The sequence below is a fragment of the Micromonospora sp. DT44 genome (assembly GCF_049841635.1).
Classification (GTDB): Bacteria; Actinomycetota; Actinomycetes; order Mycobacteriales; family Micromonosporaceae; genus Micromonospora.
The window spans coordinates 1-18,496 of the sequence record NZ_JBNCKS010000087.1 but is presented as its reverse complement, the minus strand read 5'-3'; the positions used below and the strand labels follow the sequence as shown (position 1 = coordinate 18,496).

At 72.6% G+C, this 18,496-nt stretch carries 14 protein-coding genes and 1 tRNA gene; 10 read left to right on the top strand and 5 right to left on the bottom strand.

The genetic code is table 11. The annotated features are described in order from the left end of the window. Nucleotides 1–186: 186 nt before the first annotated feature. Nucleotides 187–450, bottom strand: a complete 264-nt coding sequence (locus ACLQ25_RS30780; protein WP_425734244.1) for a hypothetical protein — start codon at nt 448–450, stop codon at nt 187–189. Next, the gene (locus ACLQ25_RS30775) at nt 440–832 is read right to left on the bottom strand and encodes a hypothetical protein (protein WP_425734243.1); all 393 of its coding nucleotides are present in this window, start codon (nt 830–832) and stop codon (nt 440–442) included. The genes ACLQ25_RS30780 and ACLQ25_RS30775 overlap by 11 nt, the downstream gene beginning before the upstream one ends. Before the next feature lie 216 nt (nt 833–1,048). Between ACLQ25_RS30775 and ACLQ25_RS30770 the strand changes: the two genes are divergently transcribed. Next, complete coding sequence (locus tag ACLQ25_RS30770) at nt 1,049–2,176, top strand: Fic family protein (protein ID WP_425734242.1); 1,128 nt, start codon at nt 1,049–1,051, stop codon at nt 2,174–2,176. Between the two features lie 198 nt (nt 2,177–2,374). Here ACLQ25_RS30770 and ACLQ25_RS30765 read toward each other — a convergent pair. Then, a tRNA-Leu gene (locus ACLQ25_RS30765) sits at nt 2,375–2,461 on the bottom strand. Between the two features lie 208 nt (nt 2,462–2,669). Here ACLQ25_RS30765 and ACLQ25_RS30760 point away from each other — a divergent pair. From ACLQ25_RS30760 to ACLQ25_RS30725, 8 genes are all read left to right on the top strand, one after another. After that, entirely contained in the window at nt 2,670–5,309 is a 2,640-nt protein-coding gene (locus ACLQ25_RS30760; RefSeq protein WP_425734241.1) for a tetratricopeptide repeat protein, read from the top strand. A 201-nt stretch (nt 5,310–5,510) separates the two neighbouring features. Then, nucleotides 5,511–8,138, top strand: coding sequence for a fibronectin type III domain-containing protein (locus ACLQ25_RS30755; protein ID WP_425734240.1), 2,628 nt, complete (start codon nt 5,511–5,513; stop codon nt 8,136–8,138). 27 nt (nt 8,139–8,165) lie between these two features. Continuing rightward, nucleotides 8,166–9,161, top strand: coding sequence for an AAA family ATPase (locus tag ACLQ25_RS30750; protein ID WP_425734239.1), 996 nt, complete (start codon nt 8,166–8,168; stop codon nt 9,159–9,161). Nucleotides 9,162–9,175: 14 nt separating this feature from the next. Continuing rightward, entirely contained in the window at nt 9,176–10,330 is a 1,155-nt protein-coding gene (locus ACLQ25_RS30745; RefSeq protein WP_425734238.1) for a DUF58 domain-containing protein, read from the top strand. Then, on the top strand, nt 10,306–12,687 hold the full coding sequence (locus tag ACLQ25_RS30740) for a transglutaminaseTgpA domain-containing protein (RefSeq protein ID WP_425734237.1): 2,382 nt from the start codon (nt 10,306–10,308) through the stop codon (nt 12,685–12,687). The genes ACLQ25_RS30745 and ACLQ25_RS30740 overlap by 25 nt, the downstream gene beginning before the upstream one ends. Before the next feature lie 132 nt (nt 12,688–12,819). Next, nucleotides 12,820–13,617 (top strand): ABC transporter ATP-binding protein, encoded by a 798-nt coding sequence (locus tag ACLQ25_RS30735; protein WP_425734236.1) that lies wholly within the window; start codon nt 12,820–12,822, stop codon nt 13,615–13,617. Next, a complete protein-coding gene (locus ACLQ25_RS30730) occupies nt 13,614–14,375 on the top strand; it encodes an ABC transporter permease (RefSeq protein ID WP_425734235.1) in 762 nt (253 codons plus the stop codon). The genes ACLQ25_RS30735 and ACLQ25_RS30730 overlap by 4 nt, the downstream gene beginning before the upstream one ends. Before the next feature lie 34 nt (nt 14,376–14,409). After that, nucleotides 14,410–15,183, top strand: a complete 774-nt coding sequence (locus ACLQ25_RS30725; RefSeq protein ID WP_425734234.1) for a MerR family transcriptional regulator — start codon at nt 14,410–14,412, stop codon at nt 15,181–15,183. A gap of 15 nt (nt 15,184–15,198) precedes the next feature. Here ACLQ25_RS30725 and ACLQ25_RS30720 read toward each other — a convergent pair whose 3' ends face one another. Together ACLQ25_RS30720 and ACLQ25_RS30715 are read right to left on the bottom strand one after the other, a co-directional pair. Beyond that, a complete protein-coding gene (locus tag ACLQ25_RS30720; protein ID WP_425734233.1) occupies nt 15,199–15,990 on the bottom strand; it encodes an SDR family oxidoreductase in 792 nt (263 codons plus the stop codon). Next, nucleotides 15,987–16,970, bottom strand: a complete 984-nt coding sequence (locus tag ACLQ25_RS30715; protein ID WP_425734245.1) for an LLM class F420-dependent oxidoreductase — start codon at nt 16,968–16,970, stop codon at nt 15,987–15,989. Before ACLQ25_RS30715 ends, ACLQ25_RS30720 begins: the two co-directional genes overlap by 4 nt. Nucleotides 16,971–17,123: 153 nt before the next feature. On the opposite strand from ACLQ25_RS30715, the gene ACLQ25_RS30710 reads away from it, so the two are divergent. Beyond that, on the top strand, nt 17,124–18,344 hold the full coding sequence (locus ACLQ25_RS30710; protein ID WP_425734232.1) for a low temperature requirement protein A: 1,221 nt from the start codon (nt 17,124–17,126) through the stop codon (nt 18,342–18,344). Nucleotides 18,345–18,496: the final 152 nt, after the last annotated feature.

Sequence of the window (18,496 nt, the reverse complement as noted above, 5' to 3'; positions counted from 1 at the left end):
AGGCTGCCCGACCATGCCTGGATCAACCAGCCAACCCAGCAGGAACAGACCGTCTCAGTTTGACTTGACAACTACCGATCAGCCCGTCGGCGATGGCACGTCGGTAGAAGGCGCGGGCGGCGGCGATGAGGTGTTCGCCGGCGTGCCGGCCGTTGCGGCTGTTGCGCCGCGACACGGCAATGGCAATCATCGCCTGTTCAGAGCCTCAAAGTCACTGGCAGTGATGGTGTCCAAGGGCCGATCGGGCCACGCGGCGGCCATTCGGTCCCCGTAGGTGCCGTAGGTGCGGCGTGCTCCGGGCCCGGCAGCGGCGACGACACGGGGTAGGTACTCGGCGATGGTCGGCAGAACGGACGGCGTCGCGGGATGCGACTGCAGATCGGTCACCGTGACGCCCAGGTGAGCCAGAACTTGTCGAGCGGCAGCGATGGCGGCGGGGTCAGTGTTCATTGTCGGCTCCCGTCAGGTGCGTGTGCAGGTCGGCGAGCAGGCGTACGACGGTGCTGACGGGATGCACGACGAGCAGGTCGTGCGCCACGATGGCGGCGAGCAGCACGGGTTGGCCGGGCTCGATGCGGCACATGTGCCGGGCATTCGCCGGCAAGGGTAGGTCCCCCCGGCTGCCCACCTGGTGGAGGCCGTCGCTAGCCGAGCGGATGACGAGCATGCCGTCGCGCGGCTGAATGTCGAGGCGGTGAGGCGGGGGCCAGCCCAGCGCGCGCAGGAGGTGCTGCGCGCTCACCCGGCCACAGCGTGCTGGAAGAGCCATCCCCAGCACCAGGCTGGCGTCGGTGGTCGGCGGTGGGCAGACTCGGGCAGGTAGAGCGGCCATCGGCATCGCACCTGAGCGGGGACGCGCGGGCAGGACAGCGGGTACGAGTGGACCGACGAGGTGTTCCTGCGGTCGGATAAGTGGTGTCATGACCGAACAACCTCATCCAGTGCGGTACGCGATGGGGCACGACGCGTCAGGAGCGGCCTGACGCCCCCTACCGTGTAATGCTGAAATTAATCTGGGATTCGGCGGAAGACATTGTATGATTAGCGCATGCTTTATCGGACCCCTGCGCTCGCCGAGGACGACAAGCGCGTGCTTGGCGAACTGGACACGATGCGGGACAACCTGCGGTATCAGATCGCTGAGCCGCACCGCTGGACAGGGCAACTCCGACGAACTCTGATCGCTCACGCCATCCAGGGCTCGAATTCGATCGAGGGCTACCAGGTGTCCCTGGAAGACGCCGCCGCGGCAGTCGCCGGCGACGAACCGGTAGAGACGAACCCGCAAACCTGGGACGTCATCACCGGTTACCGGGACGCCCTGACCTACGTGCAACAACTCGCCCGCTCACGCGAGTTCGCCTGGCAGCACATGCTGCTCAATGCACTGCATTTCATGATGCTCCGGCATGAGCTCGGTAAGTGGCCGGGTCGCTTCCGTCCGGGAGACATCCACATCGACGAGGCGCACACCGGCCGACGCGTCTACACCGGGCCAGACGCCGACGACATTCCGTCGCTGATCTCCGAGCTGATCGACTGGCTGGCCGACGGTGAACCGGAGACCCCACTGCTCGTGCGGGCCTCCATGGCTCACCTGAACCTGGTCAAGATCCACCCCTGGCGGGACGGGAATGGTCGGATGTCGCGCTGCCTCCACACCCTCGTGCTCGCCCGCGACGGTGTCCTCGCCCCGGAATTCTCCTCCATCGAGGAGTGGCTCGGCGTCGGTCGGAACACCTACGCCTACTACGACGCGCTCGGCGAGGTGGGCGGTCCGACCTGGCAGCCTGACAACGACACCAGCAGGTGGATCCGATTCTGCCTCAGCGCTCATCACCAACAAGCCCAACTGGTCCGGCAACGCCTCGACCAAGCCGCGCAGCTCTGGGAACTGCTCGACACCTGGGTCCGACGCGCAGGGCTACCCGAGCGGGTGGTCAGCGCCCTCTACCTGGCCGCAAGCGGCGGTCGAGTGCGCCGCACTGTCTATCAGCGCGATGAGAGCCTCACCGACGACCAAGCAACCCGTGACCTTCGCGCCCTCGTCCGGGCAGGCATGCTCGAACAGCACGGCGAAACCCGAGGCAGGTTCTACCTCACCTCGCCGATACTGCGCGACCTCGCAGCCCTCGCGCTGCGCCCGAAGGAGATCATCGACCCGTACCGACGCTGAGGCGCAGACCCGGCGTGGCCACCGCCGTCGATCTGCGACGTCTACGCGAAGAAGAGACGCCCATTTCCTGTCACCGAATTGGACAGATACGGCCAATCACAGCCAGACAGCCGCTTCCAATATTTGCAACATTCGGGTCTAACTTAGACCAAATAGGACAATCATTGTGTCCTATTTATCGTGATTTTCCACGATATTTGGTGTCCGAGGGGGGACTTGAACCCCCACGCCCTATACGGGCACTAGCACCTCAAGCTAGCGCGTCTGCCATTCCGCCACCCGGACTTGCTCGTTCAGCCTACCCTGCCGACCCAGATGATCTTGCATCCGAAGATCGGCCCAGCGGGCCGCACGGGGAGTTACTGTACACGGCAGCCGTGGATCATGCACATCACCCTCCCGCCACCGCTCACACCGCCGCTCAGGGTCACCAGAGTCGGCTCGAGCGCAGGGCCGGGTAGCGTCGACGGCCCGGTGACGGCAGCATTGCCCTGTGTCCCATCCCTCTCCCCTGGCCGCCGTACAGCAACGGGCCCTCGCGCTGCGCGCGGCGGGCGACCACGACGCCGCCCGGACGTTGCTCGCGGACGCCGTCGGGTCCGCCCGTCCGCCGTACGGCGAGGACCATCCCGAGACGTTGCACACCGCTCACCTGTTGGCCCGCCTGCACCGCGAGGCCGACGATCCGCTCGCCGCCCGCCGGGTGCTCGAGGAGGCCTTCGCGGCGGGCGAGCGGCGCTGGGACCATTCCGAACCGACGATGCTCGCGCTCGCCTTCGAGTTGGCGGAGGTCGCCGAGGAGTTGGGTAACAGGCACGAGGCCCGCCGCAACTACACCAGGGTCGCCAGCGCCGGGCCGGTTGCGCTCGGGGAGAACCACCCGGTCGTACGCGCCGCCCGCGACTACCTCGGCGAGGGCAGCCCTGCCGCGCAGCAGACGTACGTCGGGCCGCCGACCTCCGCCACCGGCACCTCGACCGACTCCGGGGCCCGGGCGGCGCTCTCCGGCCCGACGCTGTCTCTGGCGACCCTGGCCGCGATGCGCCCGACAACGGACGGTCCGCCAGCGCCCGCGTCGCCCTGGGCCCCGCAGCCTTCCCCGCCCGCTGCCGGTCCGACGCGGCCCGCGGCGGCCGTCCCCCCGGTGGTGCCGGCCGCACCGCCGATGCCGCCCCGCCAGCGGGTCGAGCAGCAGGCGGTCGCACCCCGGCCAGTGGCCGGCCCACCACCTGGGGTAGCCGCCCAGCCCACGCCGCACCTGCGGCAGCAGCCTCCACCCGCGCCGCCGCGCCAGCGCACGACCGACGCGTCGATCCGCCCGGTGTCCGGCCGGCCGCAGACACCGCCCATGGCCGGACCGCCCGCCACCGCGCAGCGGCCCACGGCGCCGACCTCCGCCGGTCCGCACACCAGCCATCCGCCAGCGCCGCGGTGGGATGACCCCACGATTCAGGTACGGCAGATCGAGCCCCTGCTGGCCGAGGAGGCGGCTCGGCTCGCGGCGGCAGGGCCGAGTGGCGCGGCCGTCACGGCAGCAGGTCCCGCCGCACCACCGCTGCCGGTCCCCGGGCCGCCCCTGCCCTCGGCGCCGGCCTCTGGACCGGCCGCGCCACCCGGCCGTCCGGTGTCCGCTCCGCCCGGGTACGACCAACCGGTCTCCGGGCCGCCCGCCCGACCCCAACCGGTAGTCGGGCCGCCCGCCAACCCGATGTCCGGACCACCCGGCCACGCCTATCCCGTGTCCGGTCCGCCGGCCCAGGCGTTCCCGACGTCCGCACCGCCGTACCCCGTGTCCGGCCCCCCGGCCCGGATGTTCCCGACGTCCGCACCGCCGTACTCCGTGTCCGGTCCCCCGGCCCAGGCGTTCCCGACGTCCGCACCGCCGCACCCTGTGTCCGGCCCGCCCGCCCGGGCGTTCCCGGTGTCCGGGCCACCTGGTTTTCCCGTTCCGGCACCACCTGGGCAGAGCCAGCCGGTGTCGGCGCCTCCGGTGAGCGCACCCCCATGGGGACTGACCGCGCCGCCGTGGAGCAGCAGCGCGCCTCCGCAACCGCTACCCGCGTCAAGTGCTGATGCCCCTGGGTCGGCGGACGTCCGGCCCACAGCGGTCGCTGAGGGCACGCCGGGCTCACCGGGCACCGGGGACGGCCAGGCGGGCGTGCCCGAGCGGCCTGGACCGGGCGACAGAGGCACGGAAGCGCTGTCGGCCGGACCCGGCGAAGCGTCAGGTCTCGCGTCCGCGTCGACGGAGGTGTTCCCGGCCGTCGGGCCGTCGACCCCCCGTCTGGGCAGGCCCGACGCCGAAGATTTGGCGACCCCACCCGACTGGGCACCGAACCTCGAACCGGCCCCGACGACGCCTGTCGCCCCGATCCCGAACGAGCACAGCGGACCGGCACCCGTCCCGGGTGGACATGGCGGCCCGGCGCACATCGCCGGCGGGTATGGCGGCTCGGCGTCGACTCCGGTGGACGATCTGGTGCCGGGCCTGGCCGCGCCCTACGGCCCGCCGGTCGCGCCCGCCTACCCGGCCGCGGAGCAGTACCCGGCCACCGAGCAGTATCCGGCCGGCCAGCGGTACCCGGCCGGCCAGCGGTACCCGGCGCAGCACGTCCCGGCCAGCCACGAGGTGCACCCGGGGCAGTACTACCCGCAGGAGGCGTACGCGCCGTCGTACACCGATGGGACTGGCTCGACGGGCCGCAACCGGGCGACGGTGATCGGCGCGGCGGTGGCCGCCGGGGTTGCCCTGGTGGCGGTCGCGGGCCTGGGCGCGGTGGTGTTGAGCCGTGACGACGCGCCGCCGCCGTCCGGGACACCGGTGAGGGTGGCACCGGCGACGACCGGTCCCCCTCCCGGCGACCTGAAGCTGAGCGACGACGCGGTGACGATCACGCTGAGCTGGACGGATCCGTCCGGGGGCACGGTGCCGTTCATGGTCGCGGGTGGGCGGGCCGGGTCGGCGCTCGGCGTGATGGCGACAGTGGAGCCGGGGCGGACCCGCCACACGGTGAACGGGCTCAGCTCCCGGGTGGACTACTGCTTCACGGTGCTGGCGGTCTACTCGACCGACAGCTTCGCCACCTCGGGTCAGGTGTGCACGAATCGTGAGCGGTCGACACCACCGAGCTGAGCACCGCGCCACAGAGCTGGTCATCGTCGGATTGACGATTGTGGAGCTGAGCCGGGCGTCCGCCGCGCACGCTCGGTATCCACAGGGGTGACGGTGCGGGTTCCCCCGTTCCCGGCCGGGCCATATGATGGCACCCGGCTCAGGGGAGGGGTCGCCGCGAGGCGTACGCCACCTGCCACGACTCAGGGAAGGCAGCCGGCTGTGGCCAGCATCGACGACGCCGAGCGGACCGACGCCCCCCGTTCCCGGTCCCGACTGCGAGGCGGGCTCGTGACGGTGGGCACGGTCACCGCGCTGCTGGCCGCCATGGGGCTGACCGTCCTGGGGTTGGGCGCGGCGGACAACGCGGTGGCCAACTACGACGCGAGTTCCTGGCTGTGGAGCGGGGTGCGCAGCGAGCTGGCCCGGGTCAACGGGGTGACGGCCCGGGTGGACACCCGCACCGAGATTCCGGGCGCCCGTCGGCACCCGATGCAGGTCGCCCAGACCGACCGGCTGCTGATCCTGCGGGACCTGCAGACCGGGCAGATCAGTTCACTGGACCTGGCCACGTTGCAGCTCACGGCGACCACGCCGACCACGCCCGGCCTGGGTGTGAGCGTGGCCCTGCACGAGGACGCGGCGTTCGTCGTCGACGCGGTGCAGGGCATCGTGCGGCAGCTCGACCCCCGCTCGTTGAGCCCGGTCGGTGAACCGGTGCGCTATCCGCCGGGCATCACCGGCGGCGCGTTCGACGGTGAGGGCCGGCTCTGGATCGCGGTGCCCAGCGAGGGCACGGTCTCGGCGGTCACCGCCGCGAAGCTGCCGTCCGCGCCGGCCTCGGCCGCGCCGGCCGGCGGAGGGCTCAGCCCGGAGCGGGTCGAGACGTACGACGTCGCCGACCCCAGCCACGATCTGGTGGTCTCCACGTTGGACGACGGGGTGGCGGTCCTGGACCGGACGGCTGGCCGGCTTCTGCGGGTACGGCGCGGCGAGGTGCGCCCGACGCCGTTGACGCTGCCCGGCCCCGCGGCGCTGCCGGCCCGCACGTCGGGGCCGCGGGTGCCCGTGACGGTGCCGGCCGAGCGGCGGGTGCTGGTGGTGGGTGACGTCGGCGAGGAACGGACGTTCACGGTGCCGGGCAGCGGCGACCGGCTGAGCCCGGCGGTGGCGTGGGCCGATCGCTTCTACTGCGCCGACGAGGCCACCGGCACCATCTACTCCTTCGATGTGGGCGGCCAGTTGGTCGACACCATCAAGGGCAAGGCGACCGGACCGTTGGAGATGGAGGTTCGGGAGAACCACCTGTTCATCAACTCGCCCGACTCGGCGACGGCTCGGGTGGTGGACGACAAGCACCAGGTGCGCGAGGTCGACAAGTACGCCAACGACGTGTTGGGCGGTGACCCGCCGCCGGCGCCCCCGCCGCCGCCTCCGCCGAAGAAGCCCCGGGTGAGCAAGCCGAGCGCGCCGCGCAGCGTCACGGCCGCCGCCGGCAACGCCCAGGCCCGGGTGAGTTGGCGGCCGGCCGCCGCGAACGGCGCGGAGATCATCAAGTACGTCGTGCAGGGCGCCGGTCAGCGCCTGGAGGTGGGTGCCAACCAGCGCGCCGTCGAGGTGAAGGGGTTGACCAACGGCGAGACGTACCGGTTCGCGGTGCACGCCGTGAACGCCAAGGGTGACGGCCCGCCGCGCAGCAGCAACCCGGTCACTCCGACCGCCGCGGTGCCCGATCCGCCGGCCAGCATCACGGCGCAGGAGCGGCCGGACGGCACGGTGGTGGTGAAGTGGCCGGCCGCGAACGCCCAGGGCAACAAGATCGCCAAGTACGCGGTGACGGCCACGTCGGCGGGGACGAACGCGCCGGCCGGCGAGTCGACCAAGACCGAGCTGGTGATTCCGGCCGGTGAGCTGGAGTACGGGACGCAGTACGCGTTCACCGTCGTGGCGGTCAACGACAAGGGCGCCGGCTCGGCGGCCTCGCCGGTCAGCAACACGGTGGTGCCGTTCGCGGCGCCGGGTCGTCCGCTCGACCTGCAGGCCGGTACGGTCGCCGACCAGCCGGGCGCGGTCACGGTGCAGTGGTCGCCGGCTGAGGCGAACGGCCGGCCGGTGACGAAGTACCAGGTGGACGTCGGCGGCAAGACCAGCGAGGTGACCGAGACCCGCACCACCGTGACCGGTCTGGGCAACGGCCAGAACGTCACGGTGAAGGTGAAGGCGGTCAACGAGGCCGGGCCGGGCCCGGAGGCCACCGCCACGGCCCGCACGGTCGCGGCGCCCCGGGTGACCGTGACCGGCTCGTCGGCGACGGCGACGGGAGCGACCGTCACGTTCACCGTGGACGCGGGCGGTGGTAGGGCCACCTGCTCGCTGAGCACGTCAGGTGAGCCGGCGAAGGCCGGGGCGTGTTCCAGCATCACGATGACGGGTCTGACGCCGGGCACGGCGTACTCGTTCACGGTGACGGCGACCAACGCGGCCGGCAGGAACACCGCGACGAGGGCCCAGACGACCCAGCCGCTGTACGGCATCGCGACGTGCCGCAACGGCGCCTCAGGCCCGGAGGCGAGCTACTGCACGCGGGAAATCCCCGGCGAACGCAACGGCAACGAGATCTTCGAGGTCCCGCGGCAGGACAACGACCGCCAGGCGGGCTGGGTGGCAAACGGCACGCGGCTGCAGGCCTACTGCAAGAAGTCGGGCGAAGAGGTCTACGCCTACATCTACAACAAGGACAAGCGCAGCACCTGGTGGGTGCAGGTCAACTACGAGGGGAAGAACTACATCCCCTGGGCCTGGCTCAACCTGGAAGGCGGCGACAACATCAACGTCCTGCCCACCTGCTGAACCACCAGGCGAGGAGCACCACCGACCGTGAACACCCACGAGCCGCTCACCCAACCGGAGGTCCAGGGCTTCGCCGCCCTGGCCGCCCGGCTGGCCGAGAACGTCAACGCGGTGGTGCTCGGCAAGCCGCAGGTGGTCCGGCTGGCGCTGACGGCGCTGTTCGCTCAGGGGCACGTGCTGCTGGAGGACGTGCCGGGGGTCGGTAAGACGACGCTGGCACGGGCCATCGCGGCGACGGTGCAGGGTCAGTGGCGGCGCATCCAGTTCACCCCGGACCTGCTCCCGTCGGACGTGTCCGGCGTGACGATCTTCAACCAGGCGAGCAGGGAGTTCGAGTTCCACCCGGGGCCGGTGTTCGCCAACATCGTGATCGCCGACGAGATCAACCGGGCGTCGCCGAAGACCCAGTCGGCGCTGCTGGAGGTGATGGAGGAGCACACCGTCACCGTGGACGGGGTCCGACACCCGGTGCCGGCGCCGTTCCTGGTGGTCGCCACCCAGAACCCGGTGGAGATGGACGGTACGTACCGGCTGCCCGAGGCGCAGCTCGACCGTTTCCTCGTGAAGCTGTCCGTCGGCTACCCGGACGAGGCGGTCGAGGTGGAGGTGCTGCGCGGCGCGACGGTCCGCTCCCCCGAGGCGCTCACCCCGATCACCGACACGGCGACCGTCGGGGAGATGGTCCGGATGGCGCGCCGGGTGCACATCGCCGAGCCGCTGTACGCGTACGCGGTCCGGCTGGCCGCTGCGACCCGCACCCATCCGCAGGTACGCGTCGGGGTCAGCCCTCGGGGTGGGATCGCGTTGACGCGGGCGGCGTGCGCGTACGCGCTGATCGACGGGCGGGGCTGGATCATGCCGGAGGACCTCAAGGCGCTCGCCGAGCCGGTGTTCGCGCACCGGCTGCTGCTGACCCCGGACGCGCAGGTGCGCGGGGTGACCGCCGCGGAGGTGCTGCGTCAGGCCGTCGCGTCGGTGCCGGTGCCGCTGCCGTCGGGGCAGCCGGCCCCGGTGCAGGGCTGACCGGCAGCAGCGCCATGGGGATCACCGCCCGAGGGGTCGGGCTGCTCGTCGCCGCCGTCGTGTTGCTGGGGATCGGTTTCCGGTTCGCGTACCCCGAGTTGACGTTGTTGGGCGCGGCGGCCGGCGCGGCCGTCGGCTACGCCGCGCTGACGGCGGCCTGGCAGCCCCGGCTCGTGGTCGCGCGCCGGGCCGACCCGGACCGGGTGGCGCGCGGCGAGCCGGCGAGCATGACGTTGACGGTCCGCAACGCGGGTCGGCTGCGCTCGGCGAACCTGCTGGCCGAGGACCGGTGCGGGAGCCGCGCGGTGCCGGTGCCGCTGCTGCGCCTGCGTCCCGGGCGGGACACCGAGGTCCGCTACGACGTGCCGACCGACCGTCGGGGGGTGGTGGCGGTCGGTCCGCTGCGGGTGACCCGGCGGGACCCGCTGGGTCTGGTGGCGCTCGCCCGACCGTACGGGGAGACGGCACCGGTCTGGGTGCACCCTCGGATCCACCCGCTGTCGGCGGTGCCGACCGGTGCGGGGCGCAGCCTCGACGGTCGGGTGGACGGGGTGCCGCACGGGTCGATCACGTTCGACTCCCTACGGGAGTACGTGGTCGGCGACGAGCTGCGGCGGGTGCACTGGCGCACGAGCGCCCGGGTCGGCGAGCTGATGGTGCGGGAGAACGTGGACACCAGCCTGCCCAGCCTGGTCGTCCTCCTGGACAATCGGGCGGCCGCGCATCCGCACCGTACGGGCGGGGTGGCGGAGTCGTTCGAGTCCACGTGCGAGGCGGCGGCGTCGGTCGTCACCGCCGCGCACCGCGCGGACCTGCCGGTGCTGTTGCTGCTGGTCGGCCCGGAGACGATCGAGGGCGGGCCGGCCGGGGTGGGGCCGCTGGACCGGCTGGCCGCCGCCGAGTTGTCCGACGAGGACGACGCTCTGCGCGCCGTCACCACCCGGCTGCGCCAGGACCGGCTCGGCGACACGCTGATCTTCCTGACCGGCCCCGGTGGGCGGGACGGACTGGGGCACGTCGGTGCGCTGCGCGGCGCGTACCCGTCGGTGGTGGTCGGGGTGTTCGGCGCGGCGGAGCCGACGCCGGCGGGCACGGGCGGCCTGGTGGTGGTCGACGCGGTGGACGGCGCGCAGTTCGCCGCCGAGTGGGACGGGGTACGCCGGTGGTGACGGGCATCGCGCCGCAGCGCGAGGCGCAGGAGGCGACGGCGGAGGGCCCGAGCGCGGCGGGGCGGGTGGGACGCGCGCTGCGGGCGGCCGTCGTGCCACTGGCGCTCATCGCGCTCATCGCGCTCGCCGGGGTGGTGCTCGGCCGGGTGTACGCGGGCGACCTGCTGACCCGGCTGGTGATCGGCGCGGCGGTGGGTTCGGTGCTGGCCAGCGTGGCCGCCCGGCGGCTGCCGTCGTGGCTGGTGGCGCCGGTGTCGATGGCGGCGTTGGCCGGGTGGACACTGTGGTCGCTGCGCCTGGCCGCCGCCCGCGCCGACCTGCCGGGCAGCCTGCTGGAGGTGAGCGCGGACGCGGCGCGCAACGGCATTCCCCGCCTGCTCACCGCGATGATCCCGGTGGAGCCCACCCCGGACACGGTGCTGGTGCCGGTGGTGGCGGCCTGGCTCGCCGGTCTGGCCGGGGCGGAGGTGGCGTTGCGGACCGGCCGGGTGTTGCTCGGCTACCTGCCGGCGGCGGGGCTCTACGCGGCGGCCCTCTACGTGGTCGGCCCGAACGCCGAACCGGCGATCGGCGCGACGGTGGCGTTCGTCGCGGTCGCGGCGGTCGGGCTGGCCGCACCGAGCGGCGCGTCGCCGGCCGGCGGCGACCCGGCGGCGGGTCTCGCCCCCGGGGTACGGGCGGCCGTGCGACTTCGGCTGGCGGCGTCGGCGGCGCTCGGCGTCGTCCTGGTGATCGGGCTGATGGCGCTGCTCGGCCCGGTGGTCGCCGGTCAGGTCGACGGGCGGCCGGTCGACCCGCGCCGCTACGTGGAGCCGCCGCAGGTCGAGACGCTCGACGAGAACCCACTGATCCGGATCTCGGGGTGGGCGCTGCACCCGGAACAGAAGCTCCTCGACGTGAACACCTCGGGCACCACCGCTCCGGCCGGCGACGCGGACGACCCGAAGACGGCCGGGGTGCGGATCCGACTGGCGGTGCTCAGTGACTACGACGGGATCACCTGGCGGGTCGGCGCGACGTACCGCAACGCGGGGCGGATCCTGCCGGCCGGCGAGCCGGCCCGGGACAGCACGGTGCAGAGCGTCCGGCAGCAGATCACCGTGGCGGAGCTGACGGGGCGGCTGCTCCCGGCCGTGGCGACGCCTCGCGAGGTCAGCGGCGCGCGGGTGGCGTACGACCCGGCGACGGGGACGCTGATCCGGCCGGAGGGGCTCACGCCGGGGCTGCGGTACGAGGTGACGTCGGTCCGGGAGCGCCCGGACAACAACCTCCTCGCCACCGCGAATGTGCCCGCCGGCGAGGAGGTGGCCCGGGTGCTGCGGGTCGCCGACGGTGTGCCGGATCCGCTGCGCCGGCTGGCGACCCAGCTCGCCGAGGAGAACGGCGCCCCGTACGCGCGGGCGGCGGCGATCGAGCAGTTCCTGGCCGAGCACTACCGGGTGGTGGCGGACGCGCCGAGCGGGCACGCGTACCCGAATCTGGCCTTCTTCCTCTTCGGACCGCGCAACGGTGGCGGGCAGCGGGGCACGTCGGAGCAGTTCGCGGCGGCGTTCGCGGTGCTCGGCCGGCTCTCCGGGCTACCGACGCGGGTGGTGGTGGGTTTCTCCTCCGGTGGTCAGGGGCCGGTGCGGGCGGGTGACGCGTACGCCTGGCCGGAGGTGCTGTTCGACGGGCTGGGTTGGGTGGCGTTCGACCCGCTGCCCCGCCCGGAGAACGAGCCGCGGCCGGTGGAGGAGGACTTCCGCCCCACGCCCGAGGATCCGCCGCCGTCGGAGGTGCCCGCGCCCACCGCGGAGCCGAGCGCGTCGCCGGAGCCGGTGGCCGCTGGTGACGGGCCGCCGGCGCGCGGTGGTGTGTCCACGCCGGTACTGGTGGCTGGCGGCAGCGGGTCGCTGCTGCTGGTGGTGGGGGTGCTGCTGCTCACCCTGCTGGCGATGCGCCGCTCCCTGAGTCGCGGCCGGCTGGTGCGGGGTGACCCCGGCCAACGCGTCGCGGGCGCCTGGCGGGAGGTGACCGACGCGCTGCGGCTGGCCGGTCGGCCGGTCGGCGACGACCTGGCAGCCACCGAGGTGGCCGGACGCGCCCGGCAGGCTCTCACGGACGCCCGGGAGCGGCGCGCGAACGGTGCGCGGCCCGACGGGCAGGCGGCGGCCGACCCGGCGGTGGACGAGCTGGCGACGCTGCTCAACCAGGTGGGGTTCGCCCCCGGCACCGCGACGGCCGACCAGGCGGCCCGCGCTGCCGAGGTGGCCACCGCCTACGTGACGACGCTGCGGGCGGCCCGTCCCTGGTGGCGTCGCCTGTTCTGGTCCGTCCACCCCGATCCCCTCCGCCGCGCCCGCCGGCTCCGGCGCTGATCAAGAGGTTCGCGTCATCGGTGGACGTCTTTCTGACGGGAACCTCTTGATCAACTCGAAGACTGCTGGCCTGAAGGAGACGGTCGGCGCCGCTTGACCTTGACGCAGCGTCAACCCTTCATGCTGCCTGCCATGACCATCACGTCAACAACGCCAGGGCTCCAGGAGCCGGCGATACAGGTGCACGGGCTGGAGAAGTCGTACCAGGATCTGCGCGTGCTGCGCGGCGTCGACCTCACCGTCGCACGGGGCAGCATCTTCGCGCTGCTCGGCTCGAACGGGGCGGGCAAGACCACCATGGTGAAGGTCCTGGCGACACTGCTGCGGGCCGACGCCGGCACCGCCCGGGTCAACGGCTTCGACGTCACGACCCAGGCCGCCGACGTCCGCGGGTCCATCAGCCTCACCGGGCAGTTCGCGGCGGTCGACGAGATCCTCACCGGGCGGGAGAACCTCAGGCTGGTGGCCCGGCTGCGGCACCTGCGGGACACCGGCGCGGTCGCGGACGACCTGCTGCGCCGTTTCTCGCTGACCGAGGCGGCCAACCGGAGGGTGTCGACGTACTCCGGTGGCATGCGCCGCCGTCTGGACATCGCGATGAGCCTCATCGGGAACCCGCCGGTCATCTTCCTCGACGAGCCGACCACCGGCCTCGATCCGCAGGCGCGCATCGAGGTGTGGCAGGCGGTCAAGGAGCTCGCCGAGGGTGGCACGACCATCCTGCTCACCACCCAGTACCTCGACGAGGCCGAGCACCTCGCCGACCGGATCGCGATCCTGCACGAGGGCCGGATCGCCGTCGACGGCACCCTCGAGGAGCTGAAACGACTCCTCCCGCCCGCCGAGATCGAGTACGTCGAGAAGCAGCCGACCCTGGAGGACGTCTTCCTCGCCCTCGTCGGCACGACCGCCGCGAAGGACCACCGATGAACAGGCATTTCCTCGGCGACACCGCCGTCCTGCTGGGACGTTCGCTGCGGCACATCGGCCGCAGCCCGGACACGATCATCACCACGGCCGTCATGCCGATCGCGTTCCTGCTGCTGTTCGTGTACGTCTTCGGCGGCGCGATCGAGACCGGAACCGACTCCTACGTGAACTACCTGCTACCCGGCATCCTGCTCATCACGATCGCCTCGGGCATCTCGTACACGGCGTACCGGCTCTTCCTGGACCTTAAGGGCGGCATCTTCGAGCGCTTCCAGTCCATGCCGATCGCGCGCTCGTCGGTCCTGTGGGCACACGTGCTCACCTCGCTGGTCGCCAACATGGTCTCGGTCGTGGTGGTCGTCGGCGTCGCCCTCGTCATGGGCTTCCGCTCGAGCGCCGGGGTGCTGGCGTGGCTCGCGGTCGCCGGCATCCTGCTGCTGTTCACCCTGGCGTTGACCTGGATCGCCGTGGTCCCCGGCCTCACCGCGAAGTCCGTGGACGGCGCGAGCGCGTTCTCCTACCCACTGGTGTTCCTGCCGTTCGTCAGCTCGGCCTTCGTGCCCACCGACACCATGCCGGGACCGGTCCGCGCGTTCGCCGAGCACCAGCCGGTGACCTCCATCGTCAACGCGATCCGGCGTCTGTTCACCGAGCAGCCGGTGGGCACCGACATCTGGGTCGCCCTGGCCTGGTGCGTCGGCATCCTCGTGGCGGCGTACGTGTTCGCCATCGTCTCCTACCGTCGCCGGATCTCCTGAGACGGTTCGGACCGAGGGGCGGCAGGATCAGAGCATGCTGACGATCGGTCAACTGGCCGCGTACGCGGGCGTGACAACGCGGGCGGTGCGGCACTACCACCAGGTGGGGCTCTTGCCCGAGCCGGAACGGGACGCGTCGGGTTACCGGCGGTACGGCGCCAGGGCGGTGGTGTCGCTGATCAAGATCCGTACCCTCGCCAATGCCGGGGTGCCGCTGTCGCAGATCGCTCGGATGCTCGAAGCCGACGCGTCGACCTTCGCCGAGTCGGTGCGGCGGATCGACAACCACCTGCTCGACGAGATCGCCCGACTGGAGACCAGCCGTCAGCAGATAGCCCAGCTCACGGCCGGTGACAGCCTCGCGCTCGCACCGCAGGTGGTTGCCTACCTCGATCGGCTGCGGGAGATCGGGGCGTCGACGCGGATGGTGGAGGCCGAACGGGACGGGTGGATCCTGGTCGCGGCCCGCTGGCCCGATCTCGTCGTCGAGTGGATGCCCTCGAAGCTCGCGCAGCTCGACGACCCGCGGGTCGTCCGGCTGTATCGGGTCCTCTCCGAGATCTTCGAGAGCGACACGGGCGGGGACGCGCTGCTGGAGGAGGCCGCCGACATCATGGCCGCCCTCGCCGAGGAGGCCTACGGTTCCGGCGACGTCCTCGACGACGGCATGCAGGGCGATCTGCCGGACCTGCTGGACGCGCTCGCTGACGAGACCGACCAGCGCGCGGAGCGACTGCGGGACCTGATGCGCCAGCGCGGCTGGTCCGGTTGGACTCGGACGGAGCGGCTGACGGAGCCGCCCGGATGAGACGGCCGAGCCGGGTCAGGTGGTCAGGCGGCGGATGAGTTTGCGCATGCCGGCCTGCCAGCCGTCGGGGTCCTCGGCGCGGCGGCGGGCGTAGTCGGCGACCTCCGGGTGCGGCAGGATCAGGAACCGCTCCTCGGCGAGCCCGGCGATCGCCGCGTCGGCGACCTGGTCCGGTGTGAGCACCGCGCCGGAGGCGGTGATCACCCGGGCGCCGAGGTGCCCCTCGGCGATCCCGTCGGCGAGCATCGGGGTGTCCACCCCCTGCGGGCAGAGGGCGCTGACCCGGATGCCCCGGTCCCGGTAGGTGATGGCCAGCCACTCGGCGAAGCCCACCGAGGCGTGTTTCGTGGCGGTGTACGCGGCGTCGCCCACCGCGGTCAGCACCCCCGCCGCGGAGCAGGTGTGCAGCAGGTGACCGCCACCGCGGGCGAGCATGCCGGGCAGCACGGCACGGGCCGAGTAGACGTGGGCGAGCACGTTGACCCGCCACGCCCGGTCCCAGCCCGCGTCGTCGACCTCCACTCCCCCGCCGGTGGTGACCCCGGCGTTGGCGCAGAACAGGTCGATGCGGCCGAACCGCCGTTCGGTGTCGTCGACGAGCGCCCGTACCTGGGTCTCGTCGGTGACGTCGACGGCGGCGGCGTGCGCCACCGGGCCGATGCCCTCGGCCACGGCGCGCGCGGCCTCGGCGTCCAGGTCGGCGACGACCACGGCGGCGGCGCCCTCGGCGGCGAAGCGGCGCGCGAGGGCCGCTCCGATGCCACCGGCGCCTCCGGTGACGACCACGATCCGGTCGGTCAGGTTCACGCGGACGCTCCCGCCGGCTCGGCGCCGAGTTGGGCGATGAGGGTCGTCAGCGCGGCGACACCCCCGGCGGTCACCTCCGGGGTGGGCAGCAGCGCGAGGATCGGCACGTCCACGCCGGCTTCGGCGTAGCGCCGCACCTGGGTCCGACACCGCTCGGGTGAGCCGTGCAGCACCAGGGCGTCGACCACCTCGTCGGGCACGGCCGCGCTGGCCGCGCGGCGGTCGCCGGCCGCCCACGCCTCCCACATCGGCCCGAGCGTTGTGTCGCGGCCGAGCCAGCGGTGGAACTCGGCGTACGCCGGGACCGTCAGGTAGCTGGTGATGAGCCGGCGGCCGAGGGTACGGGCGTACGCGGCGTCCTCGGTGGGGCAGACGAAGATCCGCGCGGCGACCTCGAAGCCGGCCCGGCGCTCGCCCAGCTCGGCCAGGGTTCGCGGCACGTCGTCGGCGCTGAGCCAGTTGAGGATGACCCCGTCGGCCTCGGCGCCGGCCAGCCGGAGCATCCCCGGGCGCAGCGCGGCGAGCAGGATCGGCGGCGGCGCCGTGGGCGGGCGTTCGAGGGTGAACCGGCGCACGGTGAAGGTGTCGTAGACCTCGTCCACCGTCTCACCGCGCAGGGCGGCCCGCAGGAAACGCAGCACGTCCCGGGTACGCCGGAACGGCTCGTCGAACCGCGCCGCGTTCCAGTCCCGCACCAGCACCGGGGAGGACGCGCCGATGCCGAGCGCGAACCGGCCCGGTGCCGCCTCGGCCAGCGCCGCCGCGCTCATCGCGAGCAGCCCGGGCCCACGGGTGAAGACCGGGGTGATCGCGGTGCCCAGCCGTAGCTGCGGCTGCCACGCCGCGGCGAGGGCCAGCGGGGTGAACGCGTCGGTCCCGGCGACCTCGGACGACCACACGTCGGTGAACCCGGATCGCTCGAGGGTCGCGTAGACCCCCTGGTGCTCGGCCAGCGGAACCCCGCCCAACGGCACCGTCATGCCCCATCGATTCGTCACCGATCGATCCTGCCTGGTGACGGCGCCCCTGAGCAAGATCCCCTTAGTGGGCCTAATCGCCGGTTCGCCGTGCACCGGCCCGCAATGGTGTTACCACTGCGAGGTGGACCGGAGCACCGGCGCAGGCCGCTAACCATGGCTTCCAGGGCGGCAGGACACCTGGAGCCGGTCCCGGCGGCGGCCACGCCCGGTCGGGCGACGTTCCTGGAACTCTTCTTCGACCTGGTGTACGTCTTCGCGCTCACCCGGATCTCCGCGCGGGCGTTCGAGGATCTGAGCCGGGAGCCGGCCCGCGACCACGCCGCGGCGGCGATCACCGGCAGCGGCAAGACGCTGCTGTTGCTGCTGGCGCTCTGGGCGGTGTGGCAGGGCACCGCCTGGACGACGAGCCGCTACGACCCGTACCGCGCGCCGTTGCAGATCGTCGTCCTGACGGCGCTCGTGAGCAGCATGGTGATGGGGGTGGCGGTCCCCCGGGCGTTCTCCGAGACCTCGCTCATGTTCGCCACGGCGTACGTCATCGCGCAGGTGACCCGACCGGTGATCCTGTCGATCGCCTTGGGGCCGCACCCGTACCGCCGGCTGAAGGTGCGCATGGCGGTCATATTCGCCGTCACGGGGGTGCTCTGGATCAGCGGGGCGCTGCTGGGCACCAACACGCAGGTCGTGCTCTGGTCGGTGGCCCTGTCGGCCGAGTACCTGGCCGCACGGTGCGGCTGGCCGGTGCCGGGGCTGGGCCGCTCCACGGTCTCGAAGTGGGAGATCGCCGGGGAGCACCTGGCGGAGCGGTACCAGCAGTTCTTCCTCGTGGCGCTCGGCGAGACGATCCTGGTGGCTGGTTTCGCCTACAGCAAGGGCCCGTACGGGTCGGGGCACATGTGGGCGTTCGCGTTCGCGGTGGCCACGTCGATCATGCTGTGGCGAATCTACGTGCAACGCGCCGGGCAGATCCTGGGCGAGGCGGTGCAGATGGCCCGCCACCCGGCCAACATCGGCCGCTCGGCGGCCGACACCCACCTGATCATGGTGATCGGTCTGGCCGCGACGGCGATCGGCTACGAGCTGGTGATCGAGCATCCGCTCGGCCACGCCCCGGCGCCGTGGGTGGTCATTGTGCTCGGCGGACCCGCGCTGTTCCTGACCGGCCGGGCCCGCTTCGAGTACGAGGTCTTCGGGCGGGTGTCGCCGTCACGATGGATCGCCATCGGAGTGCTCGCGGCGGCGGCCGTACCGCTGCTGTTCCTGCCGGGGGTGGTCGCCACCGCCGCCGGGACGGTCGTGCTCGGCGGCGTCGCGGTCGCGGACGCCCGCCGGGCGCGCGGCGCGCCGCCGGAGGCCGCCGCGACGCCGTTCTAGGGCATCGGGGTACGCGACCAGGCCGGTTGGGTCGAGTCTCACAGCCCCTGGCCGGCCGAGGACCTGGACACAAGCCCTAGGTGACTGGTGTTAAACGGCCGGTTGACCGAGTTCTGGTCGACCGCCGTTATCGCGTGGGTGGTGTCGGTTCG

Excerpts from the sequence above, each read along its gene's own strand:
- ACLQ25_RS30780 (WP_425734244.1), bottom strand. The coding sequence starts at position 450 with ATGAACACTGACCCCGCCGCCATCGCTGCCGCTCGACAAGTTCTGGCT.
- ACLQ25_RS30775 (WP_425734243.1), bottom strand. The coding sequence starts at position 832 with ATGGCCGCTCTACCTGCCCGAGTCTGCCCACCGCCGACCACCGACGCC.
- ACLQ25_RS30770 (WP_425734242.1), top strand. The coding sequence starts at position 1,049 with ATGCTTTATCGGACCCCTGCGCTCGCCGAGGACGACAAGCGCGTGCTT.
- ACLQ25_RS30745 (WP_425734238.1), top strand. The coding sequence starts at position 9,176 with ATGGGGATCACCGCCCGAGGGGTCGGGCTGCTCGTCGCCGCCGTCGTG.
- ACLQ25_RS30735 (WP_425734236.1), top strand. The coding sequence starts at position 12,820 with ATGACCATCACGTCAACAACGCCAGGGCTCCAGGAGCCGGCGATACAG.
- ACLQ25_RS30730 (WP_425734235.1), top strand. The coding sequence starts at position 13,614 with ATGAACAGGCATTTCCTCGGCGACACCGCCGTCCTGCTGGGACGTTCG.
- ACLQ25_RS30725 (WP_425734234.1), top strand. The coding sequence starts at position 14,410 with ATGCTGACGATCGGTCAACTGGCCGCGTACGCGGGCGTGACAACGCGG.
- ACLQ25_RS30715 (WP_425734245.1), bottom strand. The coding sequence starts at position 16,970 with ATGACGGTGCCGTTGGGCGGGGTTCCGCTGGCCGAGCACCAGGGGGTC.
- ACLQ25_RS30710 (WP_425734232.1), top strand. The coding sequence starts at position 17,124 with ATGGCTTCCAGGGCGGCAGGACACCTGGAGCCGGTCCCGGCGGCGGCC.